A 17,708-nucleotide genomic window follows, 5' to 3' on the forward strand; every position below is an offset into this window, starting at 1 on the left:
CACCGATGCTAAAGCGTATCGTTCCGATCCTTCAAGCCGTCAAAGCTTCGATGCCCGGAAGGGGCTGGAAGAATTATTTCCCGGTGCCATTTACTGAATTCTAATAAAGGCAGTGGAGTTTAGGAGCATGGCTCGGTGAGGTCCGAGGTTTTATCAGCCCGATTGACGTCGAAATCGAAGGCAACGGCGATATCGACAGGCTGGTACGGCCGAAGACCTCGCCGGTCATGCTTCTAAGCAGCAAATGGCCGGGAGTGTCCCTTATGACTTCGCTGGCGTGCGGCCAGCCACGCTCAGTGTCCTGCCAGGCGATCGCTTTGATGAAGCACCGGGAAAAGAAGCCCCGCAAAGGGACGGGGCTCAAGATATGATGAGCAGCGCCCTAGAGCGGGCGACGACGGAAAGTACCCTTCATAGCTCGCATCTTCAAGATCCACGAATCCAAGGCTGAAAACTACGCACGGTTCAAGGCGCCTTGACGACAGTTCGAGCGGCAAAGCAGGTGGTCATTGTCTCAAATATCGTTTTCTTTTTGAGTATTCCCTGATGTAATCATCCGATGGCAAAGCCACCACCTTCAAAGCCCCTGCTGGCCACCGACAAGCCGCTTCGGTCCCGAGCCCGCAAGCGGCGAGATCCGGCACAGTCGAGCCTTCCCCTCGATCCCATGCCTGAACGCATCGAGCCGTGCCTGGCGCTTCTCAAGCCGAAGCCGCCGAAGGGCGAGCAGTGGATTTATGAAATCAAATGGGACGGATATCGCCTGGCGGTGCATATCGAGCCGCATGGCGTGCGCATTGTCACGCGCGGCGGCCATGACTGGACGCATCGTTTCCCGGCGATCGCACAGGCCGCCAAGCAGATCGGCGTGACGACGGCGGTTCTCGACGGCGAGGCAATCGTGGTCGATGAGCGTGGCCGATCCGACTTCGGGCTGCTGCAGCAATCGCTCGGCGGCCGGGGCGGCAAGCAGATCTCCGGCGAAGCGCTCTTCATGGCGTTCGACTTGCTCTATTTCGACGGGCATGATCTGCGGCAACTGGATCTTTCTTCGCGCCGCCATCTGCTCGAAGGTATGGTCACCGATCGAGAAGGCGTCATTCGGCTGTCGGAGGAGTTCGAGGCGGACGGAGACCGGCTGCTGGAGCTTGCCTGCGAGCATGGGCTCGAAGGCATCATCGCGAAGGATCGCCACAGCGAGTACCGCTCCGGCCGTCTCGGCGACTGGGTGAAGATCAAGTGCCTGCAGAGCGACAGCTTCGTGATCGTTGGCTATGAACTTTCCACGGTCGCGCGCGCCGGGATCGGTTCCCTGCTGCTGGCGGCGCGCAAGGGCGATGGCCTGGTTTATGTCGGCAATGTCGGGACCGGCTTCAACGAACGCACGGCGCAGGAGCTGCGCGGCATGCTCGATCGTCTGAAGGTGACGAAACCTGCGGTCGGCTATGAGGGCAGGCGCAAGGGGCTCGTCTGGGTGCGGCCAAAGCTGATTGCCGAGATCGAGTATCGTGCCTGGACGCACGACGGGAAGCTGAGGCATGCCTCCTACAAAGGTCTGCGCGATGAAGAGGACGAGGTCACGATCCATGTCCTGGAGAAATAGGCTCTTGGAACGCCCCTTGGAGGTACGTCAAACTTCGAACCGAACAGGCACGAAATACCGGATCGAAGTGAAAAGTGCCGGAATAACTGGCGACGCCCCTGCATCTTCTGAACAAGGTCTCAGCCAGCGCCCGGACAGTAAGCCAGTCTTAAGCGCGGCGGCGAAGATCTTCGCTATCCTCGGCAAAGAAGAGCATCAATAACCGCGTTGGTAAGACCTCCTCGGTAACGAGATCCGCAGTGCTCGGCATCGTTCATCAAGAGATCGCAGCTTTGATCTGAGGCGCCGCCATTGGGCCGCGCGCTCGAATGGGCCGTGCTTTTCGAACGCCTCCGCTGACTGGTCTCAGGCAAGCCGCAAGATCGCGGTGGCGTTTATGCCGGCGCAAGGCGTTCGATGGGTAGCTGGACGAAAGATCTGCCTGGTCAATCCGTAGAGCGCGAACGACGCGCCCTACGGCGAATTGGCCTGTTAGCACTCAGTCGTCTTCTTCATTTGGCCGGGAGCGGCAGTGTTGGCATCCGTATCCTGCTGCCCTGGTGCCGCTTGCTTGGCGCTTCCAAGCTGTTGGCCAGGTGCACAGTCCTTAGCTGAGTTCTCATTCGTGGTGCTGCCGGTGGTAGTCGTATCGCTTCCCTGATCGGTAGTGGTCGGTTTGGTCGTCGTAGTCGTCGTCGTGGTGGTGCTACCGCCCGTAGTAGTGCTCGTCTGAGCGATGGAAAGGCCTGTCGACAGGGCCAGCACGGCCGACGCCAAAAGGATCCGGTTCATCGTGGTACTCCATTGTTTTGCACGGTAAGCCTGACAACTTAATCGAAAAGAGGAAAAACAGTTCCGCAGCGGTGTTCAATTTTGTAACCACGGCTAAAGGGTCGAAACCGATTGCGAGCGGCCGCGCGCTTTTTGAACTTTTACCTGCCGCGGGTGAATAAGCTCTCCGGTACTGGCACAGACAATCATCCGCGCTCGCCTATCGCGCCCTTTCGGCGCGACGCGACTCCTTTACTTTCCGGCCTATGAACGCCAACACATGCGAAAGGACCGCAGTATGTCCCACTTGGAAAAGCTGAAGGGAAGCGGCCTCGTTCCGATTCAGGTCGACATGGCCGAGCGCGGCTGATGTTGTCGGCAACCTCAGCAGCATTTATTTGCGAGGACGTTAAGGTGCTCGACCAGAAAATTCCTGACCCGGGAGTATGAAGCGGACGACCGGGAACATTTCAATCGCCTGGGATGTTCGGCAGAATGGACCGTGCGGCCAAGATCTCCTGTAACCCGTGCTTTAGCCCCTTGCACGCGGTCGTGCGGTCCGCCTCGTTACCTCGCGCATTGGTATCATAGCGTACGGAAACCATGACCCATATCAGGCGTTCTTGTTTTGAACGTCTCCCGACGTTCCTCTTCGTCATCACCAGCCTGGCCCCGATTCGTCGGGGCCATTTTTTGTGTGCCGGCGGAACGCTCCGTTGAAAATGAACGGATTGCGTGGCCCATCCACAAACGCGTATCAGCTGGCGACCTGGCCCTGCGGTGAACACCCCGTCGCTCAGGGCCGATTTTTTGTCCACATCCGTACTAATCCCTATGGGCTAGTTCCCGGTACTGTGTTGGTTTGTCATTCTAGCATCAGAGCATGCCGCAGGAACCGGTATGTTCCATACCGTGGCCGCAGGTTTGAGTGGTTTCCCTACGGCAACAGGTGCACGAGGGCTTGCGTCACATGATCGGCGTGAGCCCTCGTCGTAAAAGCGTTAGCGCCCGGAAATGATTGCGCAGAGGTCGAAATGACGGTCGGAAATGGCCGCGGCAACCACGCCAAGCCCGACGTGGAAGATAGTCGGTCCATTGTCGATGCCGCGCAAGATCGCTGTTATTGCCAAAGCTCTGCGACCGAAACGCCTTGATGAAGGCCACCGCTATGGAGCTTCTCGATGCCCTGAAAAGGCATTTGACCTGCGAATGCCCGCTCCTTCGGACTTAGAACGTCGTGTCGTCTGCCTCACCTTTTCGCGAGGAACGCGACCGAAGCGCTTGCAGCTATCCAATCATTCGGCCGTGACAAGGGAGCGGTTGCAAGAAATGATCTCCTCTGTGATGCTGGTGTTCGGGACTGAGAGACTGGAGCTCTGTTGCATGCCTGAAGCTCGCTCGCCGCGACTTGCTGTGCTCATCGACGCTGACAATGCCTCCGCAAAGATCGCTGACGGTTTATTCGAGGAGATAGCCAAGATCGGCGAGGCAAGTGTTCGGCGCATCTACGGCGACTTCGCTAGTGGTCGCTCAAAAGCTTGGATCGACGTCCTGGCAAGGCACGCGATCATCCCCCAGCAGCAATTCGCCTACACCACTGGCAAGAACGCTTCCGATATCACTCTCGTCATCGACGCCATGGATCTCCTGCACAGCGGCCGCTTCGACGGTTTTTGCCTTGTATCCTCAGACAGCGATTTTACTCGCCTCGCCTCGCGGATCCGTGAGCAAGGCATCGACGTTTTTGGTTTTGGTGAACAGAAGACACCTGAAAGTTTCCGCCAGGCATGCCGCAGATTCATTTATACCGAGAACCTGATTCCTGCGATCGCTTCAAATGGAACGGACGCCATACAGGCGACGCCCTCACTACAGCAGCCGAGCGCGGCGACGCCCATCATCAAGAAGATGATCGCTCAGATGGAGAGTGAGGATGGATGGGTGCCGCTCGGAGCGGTCGGAACGCAGCTAGCAAATCTGGCGTCTGACTTCGATCCACGGACATATGGCTTCAGGAAGCTCAGCGACCTCGTGAAAAAGACGAACTCCTTCGACATAGATCATGCGGAAGGCAGGCCCCTGCGCATCCGGGTCAAACAGCCATCTCCGAAGAAAAAGAGCTAACGACCGACATCGACATCCCAGCGAACAAGCATAGCCCTCGAGCGCAATTCGGTCCGGCTCACTTTGGCGGCTTTCGTTGCTGAGCAACCTGCCAATCTGCTGAGATCGAAGAGTGGGTCGAGGTTGATCCGACAGCTCATTGCCTCAGTTGCGGCCTCCATTCCATTGTCGGTGACGCATCAGGCTTGCCGGCGACGACTGTCGACTTCCTGGAGCGGACATCGTCAGGACGGTTTCTCGCAGCATTTGCGAAATTTCGACAAGCGCTCGCGCTGCAGGAGCAGCCTTGCTGGGTGACGAAGACGACATCAGCTGAATTTGCGAGAACATTGCGTCGGAGATGCGCGTGACCAACAAGCCGTGATGCGCCTTAACCCCGCTTGACTTCATGCCCAGCCGGGCGCATTCGGAGGTAGCGATGGCATTCGTAAAACTGTCATTGATTCAAAGGAAAACGACATGAACCCCGACGTTCGAAGTTCGACGTCATCACGGCCGCGACCCCGGTGACCTTCCCTTGAGCTCCGGATAGACCGACGGTCTTTCAGGAGAGCCCATGCTATGCACCTACTGGCACCATGCCGATCGATTGGCAGCTGTCCCGTCCGATGTGACTCCGGAAACGGCCCCTGCTCCGGTTTGGCACGACCTGCTCAATCCGATGCCCGAGGAAAACAGATCAGTCGAGCATCAACTGGGGATTTCCATCCCGACGCGCGAGGAGATGGAGGACATCGAGCTTTCCGCCCGCCTCTATCAGGAAAGCGGTGCCGAGTTTATGACGATGACCGCACTGACGGGCCTGGATGGTGACGAGCCCGTAAAGACGCCGGTGACTTTCATTCTGAAGGGCTCGAGCCTCGTGACCGTGCGATATGCCGAGCCGAAGCCCTTCGACGTATTCCTGTTACGGGCGCAGCGTGGCATTGGTGGCGGCGTGCCTTGCGCGAACGGCGAAATGTTGATGACCGGCCTTATCGAAGCGCTGATCGATCGCATGGCCGACGCCCTCGAGCGGCTGGGAAACGAGATCGACGGCGTTTCTCGCGAGGTCTTCCGCAGCAAGGTCTCGAACGTGACGAAAAAGACGCGCGACTTGCAGTCACTGATCGAACAGCTCGGCCAGAAGGCCGATTTCCTCACGGCTATACGCGAAAGCCTGGTCAGCATTTCCCGGCTCGTAGCCTATCACTCCGCCCTCGAAAGCCCACAACGCCGGCCGACTAAAGAGCTTCGGCAGCGCGTCAAGCTGCTGCAACGGGACGCCGCGTCCCTCGGCGATCACGCAACCTTTCTGTCGGGAAAGATCAACTTTCTGCTCGATGCGACGCTCGGGCTCATAAATCTCGAACAGAATCAGATCATCAAGATCTTCTCGGTGGCGGCGGTGGTGTTCCTGCCTCCGACACTGGTCGCCTCGATCTACGGAATGAATTTCGATTTCATGCCGGAGTTAAAATGGCATTTCGGCTACCCTCTCGCCATCGTCCTTATGATGCTCTCGGCCGTCATGCCCTATCTCTATTTCAAGAGACGCGGCTGGCTTTGAGCAATGATCGGTTGCTTCAGGCCGTTGAGAGACCGATCTCGATAATTCGCAACCATGCGAGAGGCCGCTCTGCGAGCAAGATCTGATGGGGCTTGAGCTGACGTCGCATCATGAACCGCGTGCATAAAGGCTTGATGGGAAGGTGAGGCAAGAAGTCTTGCCAGGCTTGCGAGACAAACGATCTATGAGATTGAGTAAGGGTAAATCCCCGTTTTGGCACGAGAAGCGGCCGTTGGAAGATCACGTGCTGCATCCGTCAGGTGTCTTCACCTCGAAGTGGACCGGCCAGCGCAGCTGCCGGCACTGAAAGGACCCGTTGGAAGTCAGAAGCGACATGTCCGGGAAATGTGCGGAATGTTTCTTCTAAGCCACAGACGTTGCTATGGAATTTATGGTGGCGGAGGACCGTATTGGTCACAACAGCCGACATCATGAACGGTCTCTCAATCTGTGAATAAATCGAATAACCGGTAAACCGCGTGCAAAGCCGTTCCTGTTGTTGAACTGCACTTGCGACTCATGGGTGTTCATTATCAACTTCTCATGCAACCAGCAAAGGAACGGCTATGGCACGCTACATTGCAGTTTACGATATCGCCGACACCTATCGGGGTCTGCACGCCGCGTTTATCGCTCAAGCGGAGAAACTTGGATGGTCGACTTGGGTATGGGCGCTTACCGCAAAGAAATGGTATAAGCTACCCAACACCACTCTGATCGGCGACTTCCAGGATTGCGACGCGGCACAAGCAGCATTCAACGCCGCAGCAAAGGCCGCCAGAGCTGAGAAGGGTGAGCTTGTGGTAGAGAAGTATTTTATCGCCGACTGGGGCTCAGCCACATTTGACTCTGATGTTAAAGCTGACCCTGCGAAATGATCGCTTGTTCGGTGCGCTTAGACACAAGTGACTTTCGGCACCACCCCGGAAGCCGTGCGTTGTAAGGCCTCCCCGGTGATTCCTTCACCGCTCGCACCGGCCTTTTCAAAGGTCAGCCGATAGACACCGCCGATCTCGAACTGCTCGATGGCAACCGGATTTGTAACGGTCATGGAAAGCTCGCCGTGCGGCTTATAGTTCGACCAGTCGCCGTTGCTTTCCGGCGGGCCCTGCAACGGTCTCGCCGCTCGACTTCGCGCGTCTGGCTGAAGAAATGCTGAAGGCTGATCGCGAGACAGCCCTGAAAGCCTTTGGCCAGGCGATACTCGCTACCTCCTCTTCAGAATAGAAACATTGCCGAAAATGCAAAAACCCGCGACCGGTGGAGGTGACGGGCTGTGGTGGCCAGGCGGTCCAGGTTCGACGCGTCGCCTTCGGTTGAGTTCTTCACTGGGCTTCGTAGGGCTAGTCCAAGGACCAGTTATAGGGCGATTCCGGATCATAAACACAAGCATAATCGAGGGTGCACATCTGACCGTTGGCATCCCGCAAGCTGACAATGGTGCGCTTGTCACCCAGCCTACAGCGCGCCGGCGGATAGCGGAAGCTGCGGCCGCCGATGCCGGTGCGTACAAAAGCCGCTTTGGATTGGCGTATAATTTGCGTAATCTGGCTACACGTGTGAGCCCGGGCATTGACTTCCACGGCCTGGGCGGCAAGGCCTGACGACGGGAGCAAAAGCGCAGCTGCTAAAATCACGTTCTTCATGGGAACTCCTCCTATGGAGGCGAGTTAAACAGCGCTGCCAGCTATAGAGCGGCAATCTGGATGAGATCAGCGCGACAATCTGGATGAGACTCTGGTGTCGCGGTTGTCGGGGAGCGTATCATCTTGATTGTCGCTGGCAACGGTTTCGTCGGGCTCTGATTGTCGCGCAGCGTCAATCTCAGCGGTATTCCTGATTGTCGCGTAGGAGGCTGGTCTACCTCGCTGTCGTTTTGCCTCCATCGCAGCTCGGCGGCGATAGCTCTCGACATTCATCTCAAAGATGGTTGCATGGTGAACGAGACGATCGACGGCTGCGAGGGTCATGGCGGGATCTGGGAAGACCCTGTTCCATTCTCCGAAGGGTTGATTGGCGGTGATCAAAATAGATCGTCGCTCGTAACGAGCAGAGATGAGCTCGAAGAGCACGCTAGTTTCGGCCTGGTCCTTGGTGACATAAGCGAGATCGTCGAGGATGAGCAAATCGAACTTGTCTAGCTTGGCGATGGCGGACTCAAGCTGGAGTTCGCGACGAGCCACTTGCAGTTTCTGAACGAGCTCCGTGGTGCGCGAGAACAGCACACGCCAACCATTCTCGATGAGTGCCAGGCCGATTGCTGCGGCGAGATGGCTCTTTCCGCCACCCGGTGGGCCAAACAATAAGATGTTGGCACCCTTTGCGAGCCAACTATCGCCAGCGGTAATGGCCATTACCTGAGCCTTCGAGACCATTGGCACGGCGTCGAAGTCAAAGTTGTCCAGCGTTTTACCTGGTGGCAGTCGTGCGTCAGCAAGATGACGTTCCATGCGGCGGCGATCGCGTTCGGACAGTTCGTGCTCGGCAATAGCGGATAAGAACCTCGCCGCCGGCCAGCCTTCCTTGTCGGCCTGTTCGGCAAAATCCGGCCAGAGTAGCTTTATTGCCGGCAACCTGAGGTCGGTTAGCATGATGGCGAGCCTGGCCGCATCGATAGCGTGAGCGTTCTTCATGCGGCGTCCCCAACCTGGTGAGCATCGATCAAGGCTTCGTAGCCATTGAGGGAGGCGAGATGGACGTTCACGGTCGGCAACCGTGCAGGGTCGGGAGCAAATAAGGTTCGCAACTCGGCAATGTCTGGCAGATCGCCCGCGTCGAGTATTTTGCGCAGTCGTTCGGCTAGCTCACGTTCACAGCCCCGATCGTGGGCCAAGGCCAAGAGTTCGACTGTGATCTTGCACGCCTGCTTGTCGGAAAGTCGGTCGAGCAGGATCTCGAAGGCTCTACGATATTCCTGCCGAGGAAAGAGCTTGTCGCGATAAACAAGCTGGAGAAGCGCCATTGGCTTTTTGCGAAGGGAATGGATGACATGCCGGTAGTCGACGACCTGATCATGTTTACCACTGGCATGACCGCGACCTCTGCGAAGCGACATGAGATGCGTGCCGCCGATAAAGACATCGAGGCGATCATCAAACATACGCACGCGTAACCGATGCCCGATCAGGCGCGAGGGTACCGTGTAAAAGACCTTGCGCAATGTGAAGCCACCGCTGCTGGAAACACGAACGACAACTTCTTCAAAGTCGCTCGTCCGTCTTCCTGGCAATGGCTGAAGTTGGGCACGCTCGGCATCGATGCGCTTGCCATATCGGGCATTGCGTCGACTGACGATCTCGTCGATGAAGCCTCGATAGGCATCGAGATCGTCGAAGTCACTGGCGCCACGCATTAACAGCGCGTCGCGGATCGCATTCTTGAGATGACCATGCGGGCTTTCAATGGAGCCATTCTCGTGAGCAATCCCTTTGTTGTTGCGCGTCGGCGTCATCTGGTAATGAGCGCAAAGATCCGCGTATCGCCGGGTTAGGTCCTCCTTTGCATCAGCATCGAGATTGCGGAATGCCGCCGACAGGCTATCGCTACGATGATAAAGCGGCGTGCCTCCAAGGAACCAGAGAGCATTCTGCAGTCCTTCTGCCAATGCCACAAAACTTTCGCCACCAAGGACGACGTGCGCGTGCTCGAAGCCGGAGTATGCAAGGCGGAAGTGATAAAGCAGATGATCGAGCGGCTGGCCTGCAATCGTGATTCCAATCTCATTCATATTGGTGAAGTCGGACAGTCCTAATCGACCTGGCTCGTGAATTTGCCGGAAGATCACTTCCTGTTCCCCGCCGTGAATAGCGCGCCATGAACGAATACGGCGCTCCATTGTGCGGCGTACGCCTTCGCTCAGCTCTGGATGGCGGCGAAGCATCTCCTCAAAGACAGCAACGGCGCGAATTCCTGGCGCTGCCTTTAAAAGCGGAACCACCTCTGCATCAAAGATGTGTGCAAGCGGATCGGGGCGACGGCGTTCCCGCGGCTTGGTCTTTTGAGATGGGAGTTGCGGATCCTGCTTAATGCGGAATGCCGTAGCTCTGCTGATCGAAGCCTTTGCGGCGGCGATCTCAGTCGTGTGCTCCTGTCGTAACTTCATGAAAAGCCTCATCTGATGATCGGTTACGTGACGACCTGGCACAGAGTGGTTCCTCGTTCTTCGAAGAACCCAAAGTACCGGCCAACCGTGATCACCAGACAAAAAACGCACTCGGCCGTGGCAGTGAAACTCCGTTCGGGCTACGCCCTCACTACGCTCCACTGCCACGGCCGAGTCTCATCTTGATTGACGCTCCGTCTCACCTTGATTGCCGCGCTGCAGCCAGCGGCATTCAAAACAAATTCTGTATTGTTAAGGCATTGGCTCGTTAAACGCATAACTGGCCCCGGAAAGTTTAGGAGGGTGTCGTGGACTTAGAAAGTATGCGATCTGAGTACGAACAGAAGATCAAGGAACATGAGGATCATCTCAAGGCGATGGATGAAAACGACATCCAACACTTCCAGAAGGAGGGCAATGGCCCACTTTCAAACGTTACCGAGCGTATAAAGGCGGAGTATCGCCGTAATATCGAAACATATACGGCGCTGATCGCTCAGATCGACGCGATACTAGGGGCTTAGGCCGAGCCTGCCAATAAGGCAGAGCACGATTAGACGGGAAATTCCGCGGCACAAAGATGGCACAAAGGCCCCCGGAATTACCGGAGCCGCTTTTTCCTAAACGGCTGTATTTCTTAGGATGCCCGACCCGAGAGATAGGTGACGTTTCGTACCGGACACATGGGTAACACTTTTCGCTTTTTGCGGGAGGTGTTGATGCCGTGGAAAGAGACTTCGGTGATGGAGGAACGTCTGCGATTTGTCGCCCGGCTGCTTGAGGGCGAAGGCATGAGCGAGGTGTGCCGAGCGTTCGGCATCTCGCGCAAGACTGGCTATAAGATCTTCAACCGCCACAAGGATGACGGCCTGGAGGCGCTGACGGATCGGTCTCGACGGCCGGTGCGTTATGCCAACCAGTTGCCGGATCCGGTTGAGGCAATGATTGTTCACCTCAAGAAGGAGAAGCCTCACTGGGGTGCCAGGAAGATCAGGGAGTTGCTCGTTAAACGGCTCGCTGGCGATGTGCGCATTCCAGCAAAGAGCACGGTGCACGCTGTGCTCGATCGACACGGCCTTGTGAGCCAGGCCCGCAAGAGGAACCGGGCTAACAAGGCCGTTGGCACGCAGCTTTCGGAAGCCCTCGAGCCCAATGATCTGTGGTGCGCCGACTTCAAAGGCGAATTCAAGCTTGGCAACGGCCGCTACTGTTACCCCTTGACGATCACAGACCAGGCCTCACGCTATCTTCTTTGCTGCGAAGCCTTCGAATCGACGCGCGAACAGGGCGTCTTTGAAGCGTTCCGCAGGATCTTTACCGAACACGGCCTGCCTGCAGCCATTCGTTCCGACAATGGCCTTCCTTTCGCAAGCCCGAATGGCCTCTATAATCTATCGAAGCTGTCCGTTTGGTGGCTGCGATTGGGGATCGGCCTCGAACGCATTAGGCCTGGCCATCCGCAACAGAACGGACGCCATGAGCGCATGCATCTGACGCTGAAGAAGGAGGCGACGAGGCCACCTGGCAGGAACACTCTGCAGCAGCAGGCCCGCTTTGATGCATTCGTCAGCGAATTCAATGAGGAGCGGCCGCACGAGGCGTTGGACATGAAGGTGCCGGCAGATCTCTTTGTCGCATCGTCACGCCCCTATCGGGGCCTGCCGGAGATCGACTATCCCTTCCACGATAGGGAGGCGCTCGTCACCAATTGCGGCCGCCTCTGCATCTATCGCAAGAAGATTGTTGTTTGACACTACTAACCGGAATACCCGGGAATATGTGGGATTTGCCGGGAACCATCGGGAAGAGCCTGAAAATTAAGGCGTTTGGCAGCGGCCGGCGGGAATGACGGCTGCCTAAGGTTTGACAGGCTGCGAAGCAAAAAGAGCCGGCGACGGCGGCGGCCAGGCTTAATGCGAGAGTTTTGCGGGCGACCTTTCGAAAAGCTTTTGAAAGGTGGTCCAGCCGTCTTCAAATCATTGAAATCCTTAGAGGCCGCTGCGACGCTGGCGGAACGCCCGCCGCCTTACAAACCTGGTGCGAGCGGCCCAACGTCCAATTTGAGGTTTGCCCAGTCGGGAAAACCTCGGGAAAACCTCGCTGAACGCCCAGAACATAAGCGTTGTCGTGTCTCCAAAGCAGCGGCCAAGGTTTGCCCGGAGTGCGAGTGCGGAAGGTTTCGCGGACACGCGAAAAAGAGCTGCAAGTACGCGAACGCTCGGCCGAAAGGCATCCTAATTTTTGACGATACTGCAGCGAAGAGCGCTGCGGTAACTCTATTTATAAACTACTTACGCGCGTGGAGCGCTCGCCGCTTGCGAGCATGAACCGGGATCATTAGCATTAAACTCGCAATTTATAATCTAGGGACTGATTTCTGATCACATGCTGAAATTGTAATTTAATCTCTGCCGTACAGCGGCCTCCCGTCCTTGCGGTTCCGAGTGCTGCGGACGGTCACCCCCTCACATCGTCGATGTTGCGAGCCTTGCCTTCGGGTGGGAGCGACCGGCTATCGCTGCAATTCCTGATGATCCAGGCTTGGCTTGACGATCATGAAGCCGAGCGTTTGCCGGTGCCAGGCTCGGCTTTTGCCAATCGTTCCTTAAATCGCGATCGAACCACTGGGATCAATGCCTCGACGACCGCTTCATCTCGGACATCGGTAACCAAGGAAAGAAGCTCGTTATAGAAGTTGGCTGTCTCCGCCAATAGAGCCCTCTGCGGAGGCCTTTGCTTGCACTCAATAAAGACGGTTTGGACCGTGTCCCCCACTCTCTGGAACAGCACAACATCGACGCCCTGAGGCACTTGGATCGCCGGCTCTTCGTACATAAGCTTCGGGCCAAGACCCGCGAGCACCCAGCCTGGATTTATCCCAAGCTTCTCGAAGAGCAGCAGGGTTTCGCCGCTTGGGGTCCCTTCGTCGCGCTCCATTTTTTGCCATGCACGCAGCGACATCCCGAGCCGATCCGCGATGTCCTGTTGGGACATCCCAAGGTCAATTCGGATAGCCTTCACACGATCGCCGATCGTCTGACCTTCAGCCAAAAGACACGCCTCACCTCAAAGAGCACTTTTATGCTTGTAAACAAGCACAAATATGCTTATCCATATCGTTAGCAGCCTGCTTCGGCGGGCTGCGATTGCTCACAATAGTTTCAATAAAAGGTGGATGCTGCAAACACCCGCCTGTTGCAGGAGGTTCTAATGGCGAAGCCGAAACGCTGGGATCGTCATCTCATCCTCGCCGAGCTGCGCCGCAGGGGCATGACCCTGACGCGGCTCGCCGAAATGAACAATAAGGCACCCGGCGGCTTCCGGACGATCTGGACCCGGCCAAACGAGGGCAACGAGGCGATTATTTCCGCGTTCCTCGGTGTGCCCGCCGCCGAGCTTTTCCCTGACCGCTACCCCAAAAAAACCACGACAATTCTTTCGCACGAGTACCGTGCAGAGTCCACAGACAGCCAGAGGGCTGCCGGATGGCGTGGCGCGGGCGGCTGGCTGTTCTAGCCCTTCTCGTCCGGTACCAGCCTTTTGAGCTGGCCGGCAGGGCTTCAGTCGCTTCCCGCACGGCAGGTAGCAAACCCCGGCTGTCCAGTCCCGCTACCGCCCGCGCCACACCCCGACATTTCCCTTTTTCGGTGGATGCCACAATGACGAAAACGCACAAGAAATTTGTCGCCAGAAACCCCTTCATTCCCTCCCTCGCGCCGGTCTGCCAACTGGCTGACTGGCTGCTGATTTGCAGCGTCACTCTCTCAGGTATCGTCGCCGGCCTCGCGACAATCCTCCGTCAGATGGGAGGGTTTTGATGAACCCATATTCCGAACACGAGCGTCTGACCACGATGCTCGCATGTTGCTACGAAGCCTCGCAATCGCACTTCTCCCACCTGCCGATCCGGCACGTCATCTCCCCGCCCAACCACATGCTCGATGCCGCTCTCGCGCGGCAGATCGCGCTTTATGCCTTCCATTTGGAATTCGGCGTGCCGCGCCGCCGCATCGTGGCCATGCTCGGCATCGCCCGCTCGACCGTTTTGATGGCCGTCCGCGTCATCGACGAACGCCGCACCGAACCCGTCTTTGAGCGCGTCTACCGCCGCATCGCGGCCCGCGCTTCCGATCTCTTCATGCGCGCAATGCTCCAGGCCGAGGAGGCTGCCTAATGGCTGAATTCAAGCTTATCCCAATTTCAGAAATCGTTGTTCCCGAGCGTCTGCGTGCCGTCGAAGAAGAGCATGCGCTTGCGATTGCGCAGAGCATCATCGAGCACGGCCTCATTAACCCGATCACCGTCCGGCACACGCCCGCCGCGAAGAAGGGCAACTGGACGCTGGTCGCCGGTGCGCACCGACTGCGAGCCTTCGAGTTGAACGGCGAGCCTGAGATCGAAGCCATGGTCGTCGAAGGCGACAAGGCCGAGGCGCAGTTGATCGAGATCACCGAAAACCTCTTCCGCAACGAGCTGTCGGTGATGGACCGGGCCGTTTTCGTCCAATCCTACCGCGACGTTTGGGAAAGCAAGCACGGGAAGGTCGAGGCCGGACGGCCGGGAAATAGGGCCAACTTGGCCCAATTAATTCAGGACGAGACAGAAAGCGGCAGCTTCAACCAGCATGTTGCGGATCGCATGGGCCTATCCACTCGGGCCATTAAGCGCTTGTCGCAGATTTCGCAGCACCTTCACCCTGCCCTTCGCTCCAAACTTCGCGGCACGCCAGCAGCGGACAACCAATCACTGCTGCTGAAGATTGCCAAGGAAGGCCCGACGGTACAGGCGGGCTTTGCGGCGGCGCTCGACCATGAGCCCGACATCGTCAAGGTCATGACGCTCGCCAAGCCCGCGCCGAAACCCGCGTCCGACGAGGACCGGAAGCTTGCGGCGAAAGCCGATCTGCAGGCAGCTTGGAAGAAGGCTGATCCCGATACCAGGAAATGGTTCATCTTTGACGCGCTGATCGAGCTTGGCCTTGATCACAAGTTGACCGACAAGGTCGCGGCAGCAGTGAGAGGGCTGAAAGATGAAGCCTGATCCGTCTCAGCTCGACTTCTGGCATCAGGAAATGTTCCCGGTGCGCGTACCCGCCCAGCACATCGATATCGATCGATACCGGGCGAAGATCAAGCGGGCTATGGCCCGCGCGATCAAGGAGTGCGCCTTCGACCGGGCGACGATCGTGGCGCGTATGGCGCAGTATCTCGGCCTGGCGAATATCAGCAAGGCGGCACTCGACGCCTATACGGCCGAGAGCAAGACCGGTCATGACGTCACGCTCATCCGCTTTGCCGCCTTCGTGCACGCCACTGGCGCACTATGGCTTTGGGATGAGGTCGCGTCCGTCCAGGGCGTGACGGTGCTGATCGGCGACGAAGCGCGCCTGGCTGAAATCGCGCGGCTTCGCCAGGAGCGCCAGCGCATCGAAGCTGAAATCCGCCGCCAGACAGCGCGGCCGGTCACGCTGACATCGCGGGGGCGCGCATGAAGGACTTTATGTCATTCGGCGATTTGCTTGCCCTGTCCCTTCCCGGACTTCCCTCTTCTCTCAGCGGCTTTGCCAAGCGGGCGAATGCGGAGGGATGGCGCGCGAACTCGGCACTCTTCCGCAAGGCATCCGGCCGCGATGGCGGCGGCGGTTTCGAATATCACATCTCCCTGTTGCCGAAGGTGGCACAAGCGCGCCTTGCGATGATCCGCGCGGGGGCGAGCGAGGAGGCAACTCGCGAGGCCAAGGCAAAAAAAGAGGCGCTTTGGTCGCGCTGGAACCGGCTTTCGAAGGACCATAAAGCCATCTGTGAAACGCGTTTGAAGGTGCTTCAGCGCGTCGAGGAATTGGTGCGCGACCGCGAGATCCGCCGCGAGGCTGCCGTCGCCATCGCAACCTATGACGCTGGTGTCCAGAAGTCGGCTTACTACGAGTGGCGCAAGCTGACCGAAGGTCTCGACCCGGAAGACCATCTCGCCGCGCTTGCTCCTGCGTTCGCTGCCACAGACGGCACGCTGATCGATCTTGCCGAATGCCATCCGGACGCATGGGCATTCCTCGCCTCCGACTATCTGCGCCCGGAAAAGCCGTCGTTCTCGGCCTGCTATCGTCGCCTCCAGAAAGTCTCGAAGAAGCAGAAATGGGCACCCATTCCTTCCGAGCGCACGTTGCGGCGGCGGATGGAGAGCGAAGTCGGCAAGGCCGCAATTCTTCTCAAGCGGGACGGAAAGGACAAGGCGCGCACCCTCATCCCCGCACAGCGTCGCAGCCGGGCACATTTCCATGCCATGCAGGCCACCAACATGGACGGCCACAAGATCGACGTCTTCGTATCCGTGCCGTGGGCCAAAAAGCCTGTCCGCTTCTACCTGATCGGCATTCAAGACCTCTATTCCGGCATGATCCTCTCGCACCGACTAGCCGAGGCGGAAACATGGGAGGCTGTACGCCTCGTCATCGGTGACATGGTGGAGCGCTACGGCATTCCCGAGACCATGTATCTCGACAACGGCAAGGCCTTTGCCTCCAAGTGGATCACCGGCGATGCCGTTAAGCGCTTCCGCTTCAAGGTGAAGGAGGAGGATCCGCGCGGCTTGCTCTCGACGCTCAAGATCGAGACGCATTTCACGCGGCCCTATGCCGGTCAGTCGAAGCCGATCGAGCGCGCCTGGCGCGACCTTGCCGAGGTGATCTCCAAGCACCCGTTCTGCAGCGGAGCCTATACGGGCAACAAGCCGGACGCGAAGCCCGAAAACTATATGACTCGGGCGATCCCCTTTGAAGATTTCCGCCAGCATGTTGCGGCGCAGATCGAAGAGCACAACGCCCAGGAGGGACGCCGCGCCGAGAACTGCCGGGGCCGCAGCTTCACGCAGACGTTCGAAGCCAGCATGAACACACCATCGACCATTGTCCGCGTTCCCACCGCTGCGCAGGCCTCGCTCTGGCTGCTCGCATCCGACGCGATCAAGACGAAAAAGGGCAGCGGCGAAATTCACTTTCAAGGCAACCGTTACTGGGATGTTGCGCTCAACCAGCATGCCGGCAGCAAGGTGGTCATCCGCTTCGATCCGGATGCCCTGCACGAACCGGTAAAAGTCTATGACCTGAAGAACCGGCTGATCTGCGATGCCAAGTGCATCGACAACACGGGCTTCGACAACGTCGACGATGCCCGCATGCACGCCCGCGCCGTCAAGAACCACATCAAAGCCGTCCAGCAGGTTGCCGACGCTCACGCCACGATGTCGGCGCAGCAGCTCGGCGAAATCTACTACAGGGGTGAGAAGGCCAAGCCGCCCGAGCCGGAAAAGGTGCGGCCCACTGTTACGCGGCTGGTCACCAATGGCAGCCTGGCACTCTCGCCAGCGCCGGCCGACGCCATCAGCGAAGAGCGTTTTGAAAGCCTGTTTTCCCGCGCCCTCGGCATCGTCCAGGGCGGCGCGGTCATCGAATTCCCCAACGGGAATACGCCGGTAGGTATTGCGTCCGGCGTCCATTCAGAGCCGAAAAGTAGTGAGTACGGTTCCGGAAAAAAGAAGGGCGGGAAAACCCGCCCACCAAGCAGCCCATAAGGGCAATTGTCGGA

General features: G+C 58.0%; 16 protein-coding genes and 1 pseudogene. 12 read left to right on the forward strand and 5 right to left on the reverse strand.

Going from position 1 to position 17,708, the window contains the following annotated elements; genetic code table 11:
• The first annotated feature begins 559 nt into the window (after positions 1-559).
• From ligD to AM571_RS16350, 4 genes are all read left to right on the forward strand, one after another.
• Positions 560-1,603, forward strand: coding sequence for a non-homologous end-joining DNA ligase (gene ligD, locus AM571_RS16325; protein ID WP_074062305.1), 1,044 nt, complete (start codon positions 560-562; stop codon positions 1,601-1,603).
• A 2,133-nt stretch (positions 1,604-3,736) separates the two neighbouring features.
• The gene (locus tag AM571_RS16335) at positions 3,737-4,477 is read left to right on the forward strand and encodes an NYN domain-containing protein (RefSeq protein ID WP_074062307.1); all 741 of its coding nucleotides are present in this window, start codon (positions 3,737-3,739) and stop codon (positions 4,475-4,477) included.
• Between the two features lie 556 nt (positions 4,478-5,033).
• The gene (locus AM571_RS16340; RefSeq protein WP_081377107.1) at positions 5,034-6,026 is read left to right on the forward strand and encodes a magnesium transporter CorA family protein; all 993 of its coding nucleotides are present in this window, start codon (positions 5,034-5,036) and stop codon (positions 6,024-6,026) included.
• Between the two features lie 566 nt (positions 6,027-6,592).
• Positions 6,593-6,904: a hypothetical protein gene (locus tag AM571_RS16350; RefSeq protein WP_074062309.1), complete on the forward strand. Its 312-nt coding sequence runs from the start codon at positions 6,593-6,595 to the stop codon at positions 6,902-6,904.
• A gap of 17 nt (positions 6,905-6,921) precedes the next feature.
• Here the strand turns inward: AM571_RS16350 and AM571_RS16355 are convergent, their stop codons facing one another.
• The 4 genes from AM571_RS16355 to istA form a co-directional block, all read right to left on the reverse strand.
• Positions 6,922-7,077, reverse strand: coding sequence for a hypothetical protein (locus AM571_RS16355; protein WP_155774465.1), 156 nt, complete (start codon positions 7,075-7,077; stop codon positions 6,922-6,924).
• 292 nt (positions 7,078-7,369) lie between these two features.
• Positions 7,370-7,672 carry a hypothetical protein gene (locus AM571_RS16360; protein WP_074062311.1) on the reverse strand — a complete coding sequence of 101 codons (303 nt, stop codon included), beginning with the start codon at positions 7,670-7,672 and terminating at the stop codon, positions 7,370-7,372.
• A 66-nt stretch (positions 7,673-7,738) separates the two neighbouring features.
• A complete protein-coding gene (istB, locus tag AM571_RS16365; protein ID WP_074061218.1) occupies positions 7,739-8,659 on the reverse strand; it encodes an IS21-like element helper ATPase IstB in 921 nt (306 codons plus the stop codon).
• Positions 8,656-10,170 carry an IS21 family transposase gene (istA, locus tag AM571_RS16370; RefSeq protein ID WP_074061219.1) on the reverse strand — a complete coding sequence of 505 codons (1,515 nt, stop codon included), beginning with the start codon at positions 10,168-10,170 and terminating at the stop codon, positions 8,656-8,658. The genes istB and istA overlap by 4 nt, the downstream gene beginning before the upstream one ends.
• 266 nt (positions 10,171-10,436) lie before the next feature.
• Here istA and AM571_RS16375 point away from each other — a divergent pair, with 266 nt between their 5' ends.
• Entirely contained in the window at positions 10,437-10,652 is a 216-nt protein-coding gene (locus AM571_RS16375) for a hypothetical protein (RefSeq protein WP_074062312.1), read from the forward strand.
• Positions 10,653-10,847: 195 nt separating this feature from the next.
• Positions 10,848-11,870, forward strand: a pseudogene (locus AM571_RS16380) (IS481 family transposase); the annotation flags it as partial.
• Positions 11,871-12,681: 811 nt separating this feature from the next.
• On the opposite strand, the gene AM571_RS16385 reads toward AM571_RS16380, so the two are convergent.
• On the reverse strand, positions 12,682-13,179 hold the full coding sequence (locus AM571_RS16385) for a helix-turn-helix domain-containing protein (RefSeq protein WP_074062313.1): 498 nt from the start codon (positions 13,177-13,179) through the stop codon (positions 12,682-12,684).
• A 159-nt stretch (positions 13,180-13,338) separates the two neighbouring features.
• Here AM571_RS16385 and AM571_RS16390 point away from each other — a divergent pair, with 159 nt between their 5' ends.
• From AM571_RS16390 to AM571_RS16410, 6 genes are all read left to right on the forward strand, one after another.
• Positions 13,339-13,644, forward strand: a complete 306-nt coding sequence (locus AM571_RS16390; protein ID WP_074062314.1) for a helix-turn-helix domain-containing protein — start codon at positions 13,339-13,341, stop codon at positions 13,642-13,644.
• 143 nt (positions 13,645-13,787) lie between these two features.
• The gene (locus AM571_RS36960; protein ID WP_196776288.1) at positions 13,788-13,946 is read left to right on the forward strand and encodes a hypothetical protein; all 159 of its coding nucleotides are present in this window, start codon (positions 13,788-13,790) and stop codon (positions 13,944-13,946) included.
• The gene (locus AM571_RS16395; RefSeq protein ID WP_074062315.1) at positions 13,946-14,302 is read left to right on the forward strand and encodes a hypothetical protein; all 357 of its coding nucleotides are present in this window, start codon (positions 13,946-13,948) and stop codon (positions 14,300-14,302) included. Before AM571_RS36960 ends, AM571_RS16395 begins: the two co-directional genes overlap by 1 nt.
• Positions 14,302-15,168: a ParB N-terminal domain-containing protein gene (locus tag AM571_RS16400; RefSeq protein WP_074062316.1), complete on the forward strand. Its 867-nt coding sequence runs from the start codon at positions 14,302-14,304 to the stop codon at positions 15,166-15,168. The genes AM571_RS16395 and AM571_RS16400 overlap by 1 nt, the downstream gene beginning before the upstream one ends.
• Positions 15,158-15,619, forward strand: coding sequence for a hypothetical protein (locus AM571_RS16405; RefSeq protein WP_074062317.1), 462 nt, complete (start codon positions 15,158-15,160; stop codon positions 15,617-15,619). The genes AM571_RS16400 and AM571_RS16405 overlap by 11 nt, the downstream gene beginning before the upstream one ends.
• Complete coding sequence (locus AM571_RS16410) at positions 15,616-17,694, forward strand: transposase domain-containing protein (protein WP_074062318.1); 2,079 nt, start codon at positions 15,616-15,618, stop codon at positions 17,692-17,694. Before AM571_RS16405 ends, AM571_RS16410 begins: the two co-directional genes overlap by 4 nt.
• Positions 17,695-17,708: the final 14 nt, after the last annotated feature.

This window comes from Rhizobium etli 8C-3, assembly GCF_001908375.1.
In the GTDB taxonomy this organism is placed as follows: Bacteria; Pseudomonadota; Alphaproteobacteria; order Rhizobiales; family Rhizobiaceae; genus Rhizobium; species Rhizobium etli_B.

Excerpts from the sequence above, each read along its gene's own strand:
- ligD (WP_074062305.1), top strand. The coding sequence starts at position 560 with ATGGCAAAGCCACCACCTTCAAAGCCCCTGCTGGCCACCGACAAGCCG.
- AM571_RS16335 (WP_074062307.1), top strand. The coding sequence starts at position 3,737 with ATGCCTGAAGCTCGCTCGCCGCGACTTGCTGTGCTCATCGACGCTGAC.
- AM571_RS16340 (WP_081377107.1), top strand. The coding sequence starts at position 5,034 with ATGCTATGCACCTACTGGCACCATGCCGATCGATTGGCAGCTGTCCCG.
- AM571_RS16350 (WP_074062309.1), top strand. The coding sequence starts at position 6,593 with ATGGCACGCTACATTGCAGTTTACGATATCGCCGACACCTATCGGGGT.
- AM571_RS16355 (WP_155774465.1), bottom strand. The coding sequence starts at position 7,077 with ATGACCGTTACAAATCCGGTTGCCATCGAGCAGTTCGAGATCGGCGGT.
- AM571_RS16360 (WP_074062311.1), bottom strand. The coding sequence starts at position 7,672 with ATGAAGAACGTGATTTTAGCAGCTGCGCTTTTGCTCCCGTCGTCAGGC.
- istB (WP_074061218.1), bottom strand. The coding sequence starts at position 8,659 with ATGAAGAACGCTCACGCTATCGATGCGGCCAGGCTCGCCATCATGCTA.
- AM571_RS16390 (WP_074062314.1), top strand. The coding sequence starts at position 13,339 with ATGGCGAAGCCGAAACGCTGGGATCGTCATCTCATCCTCGCCGAGCTG.
- AM571_RS36960 (WP_196776288.1), top strand. The coding sequence starts at position 13,788 with ATGACGAAAACGCACAAGAAATTTGTCGCCAGAAACCCCTTCATTCCC.
- AM571_RS16395 (WP_074062315.1), top strand. The coding sequence starts at position 13,946 with ATGAACCCATATTCCGAACACGAGCGTCTGACCACGATGCTCGCATGT.
- AM571_RS16400 (WP_074062316.1), top strand. The coding sequence starts at position 14,302 with ATGGCTGAATTCAAGCTTATCCCAATTTCAGAAATCGTTGTTCCCGAG.
- AM571_RS16405 (WP_074062317.1), top strand. The coding sequence starts at position 15,158 with ATGAAGCCTGATCCGTCTCAGCTCGACTTCTGGCATCAGGAAATGTTC.
- AM571_RS16410 (WP_074062318.1), top strand. The coding sequence starts at position 15,616 with ATGAAGGACTTTATGTCATTCGGCGATTTGCTTGCCCTGTCCCTTCCC.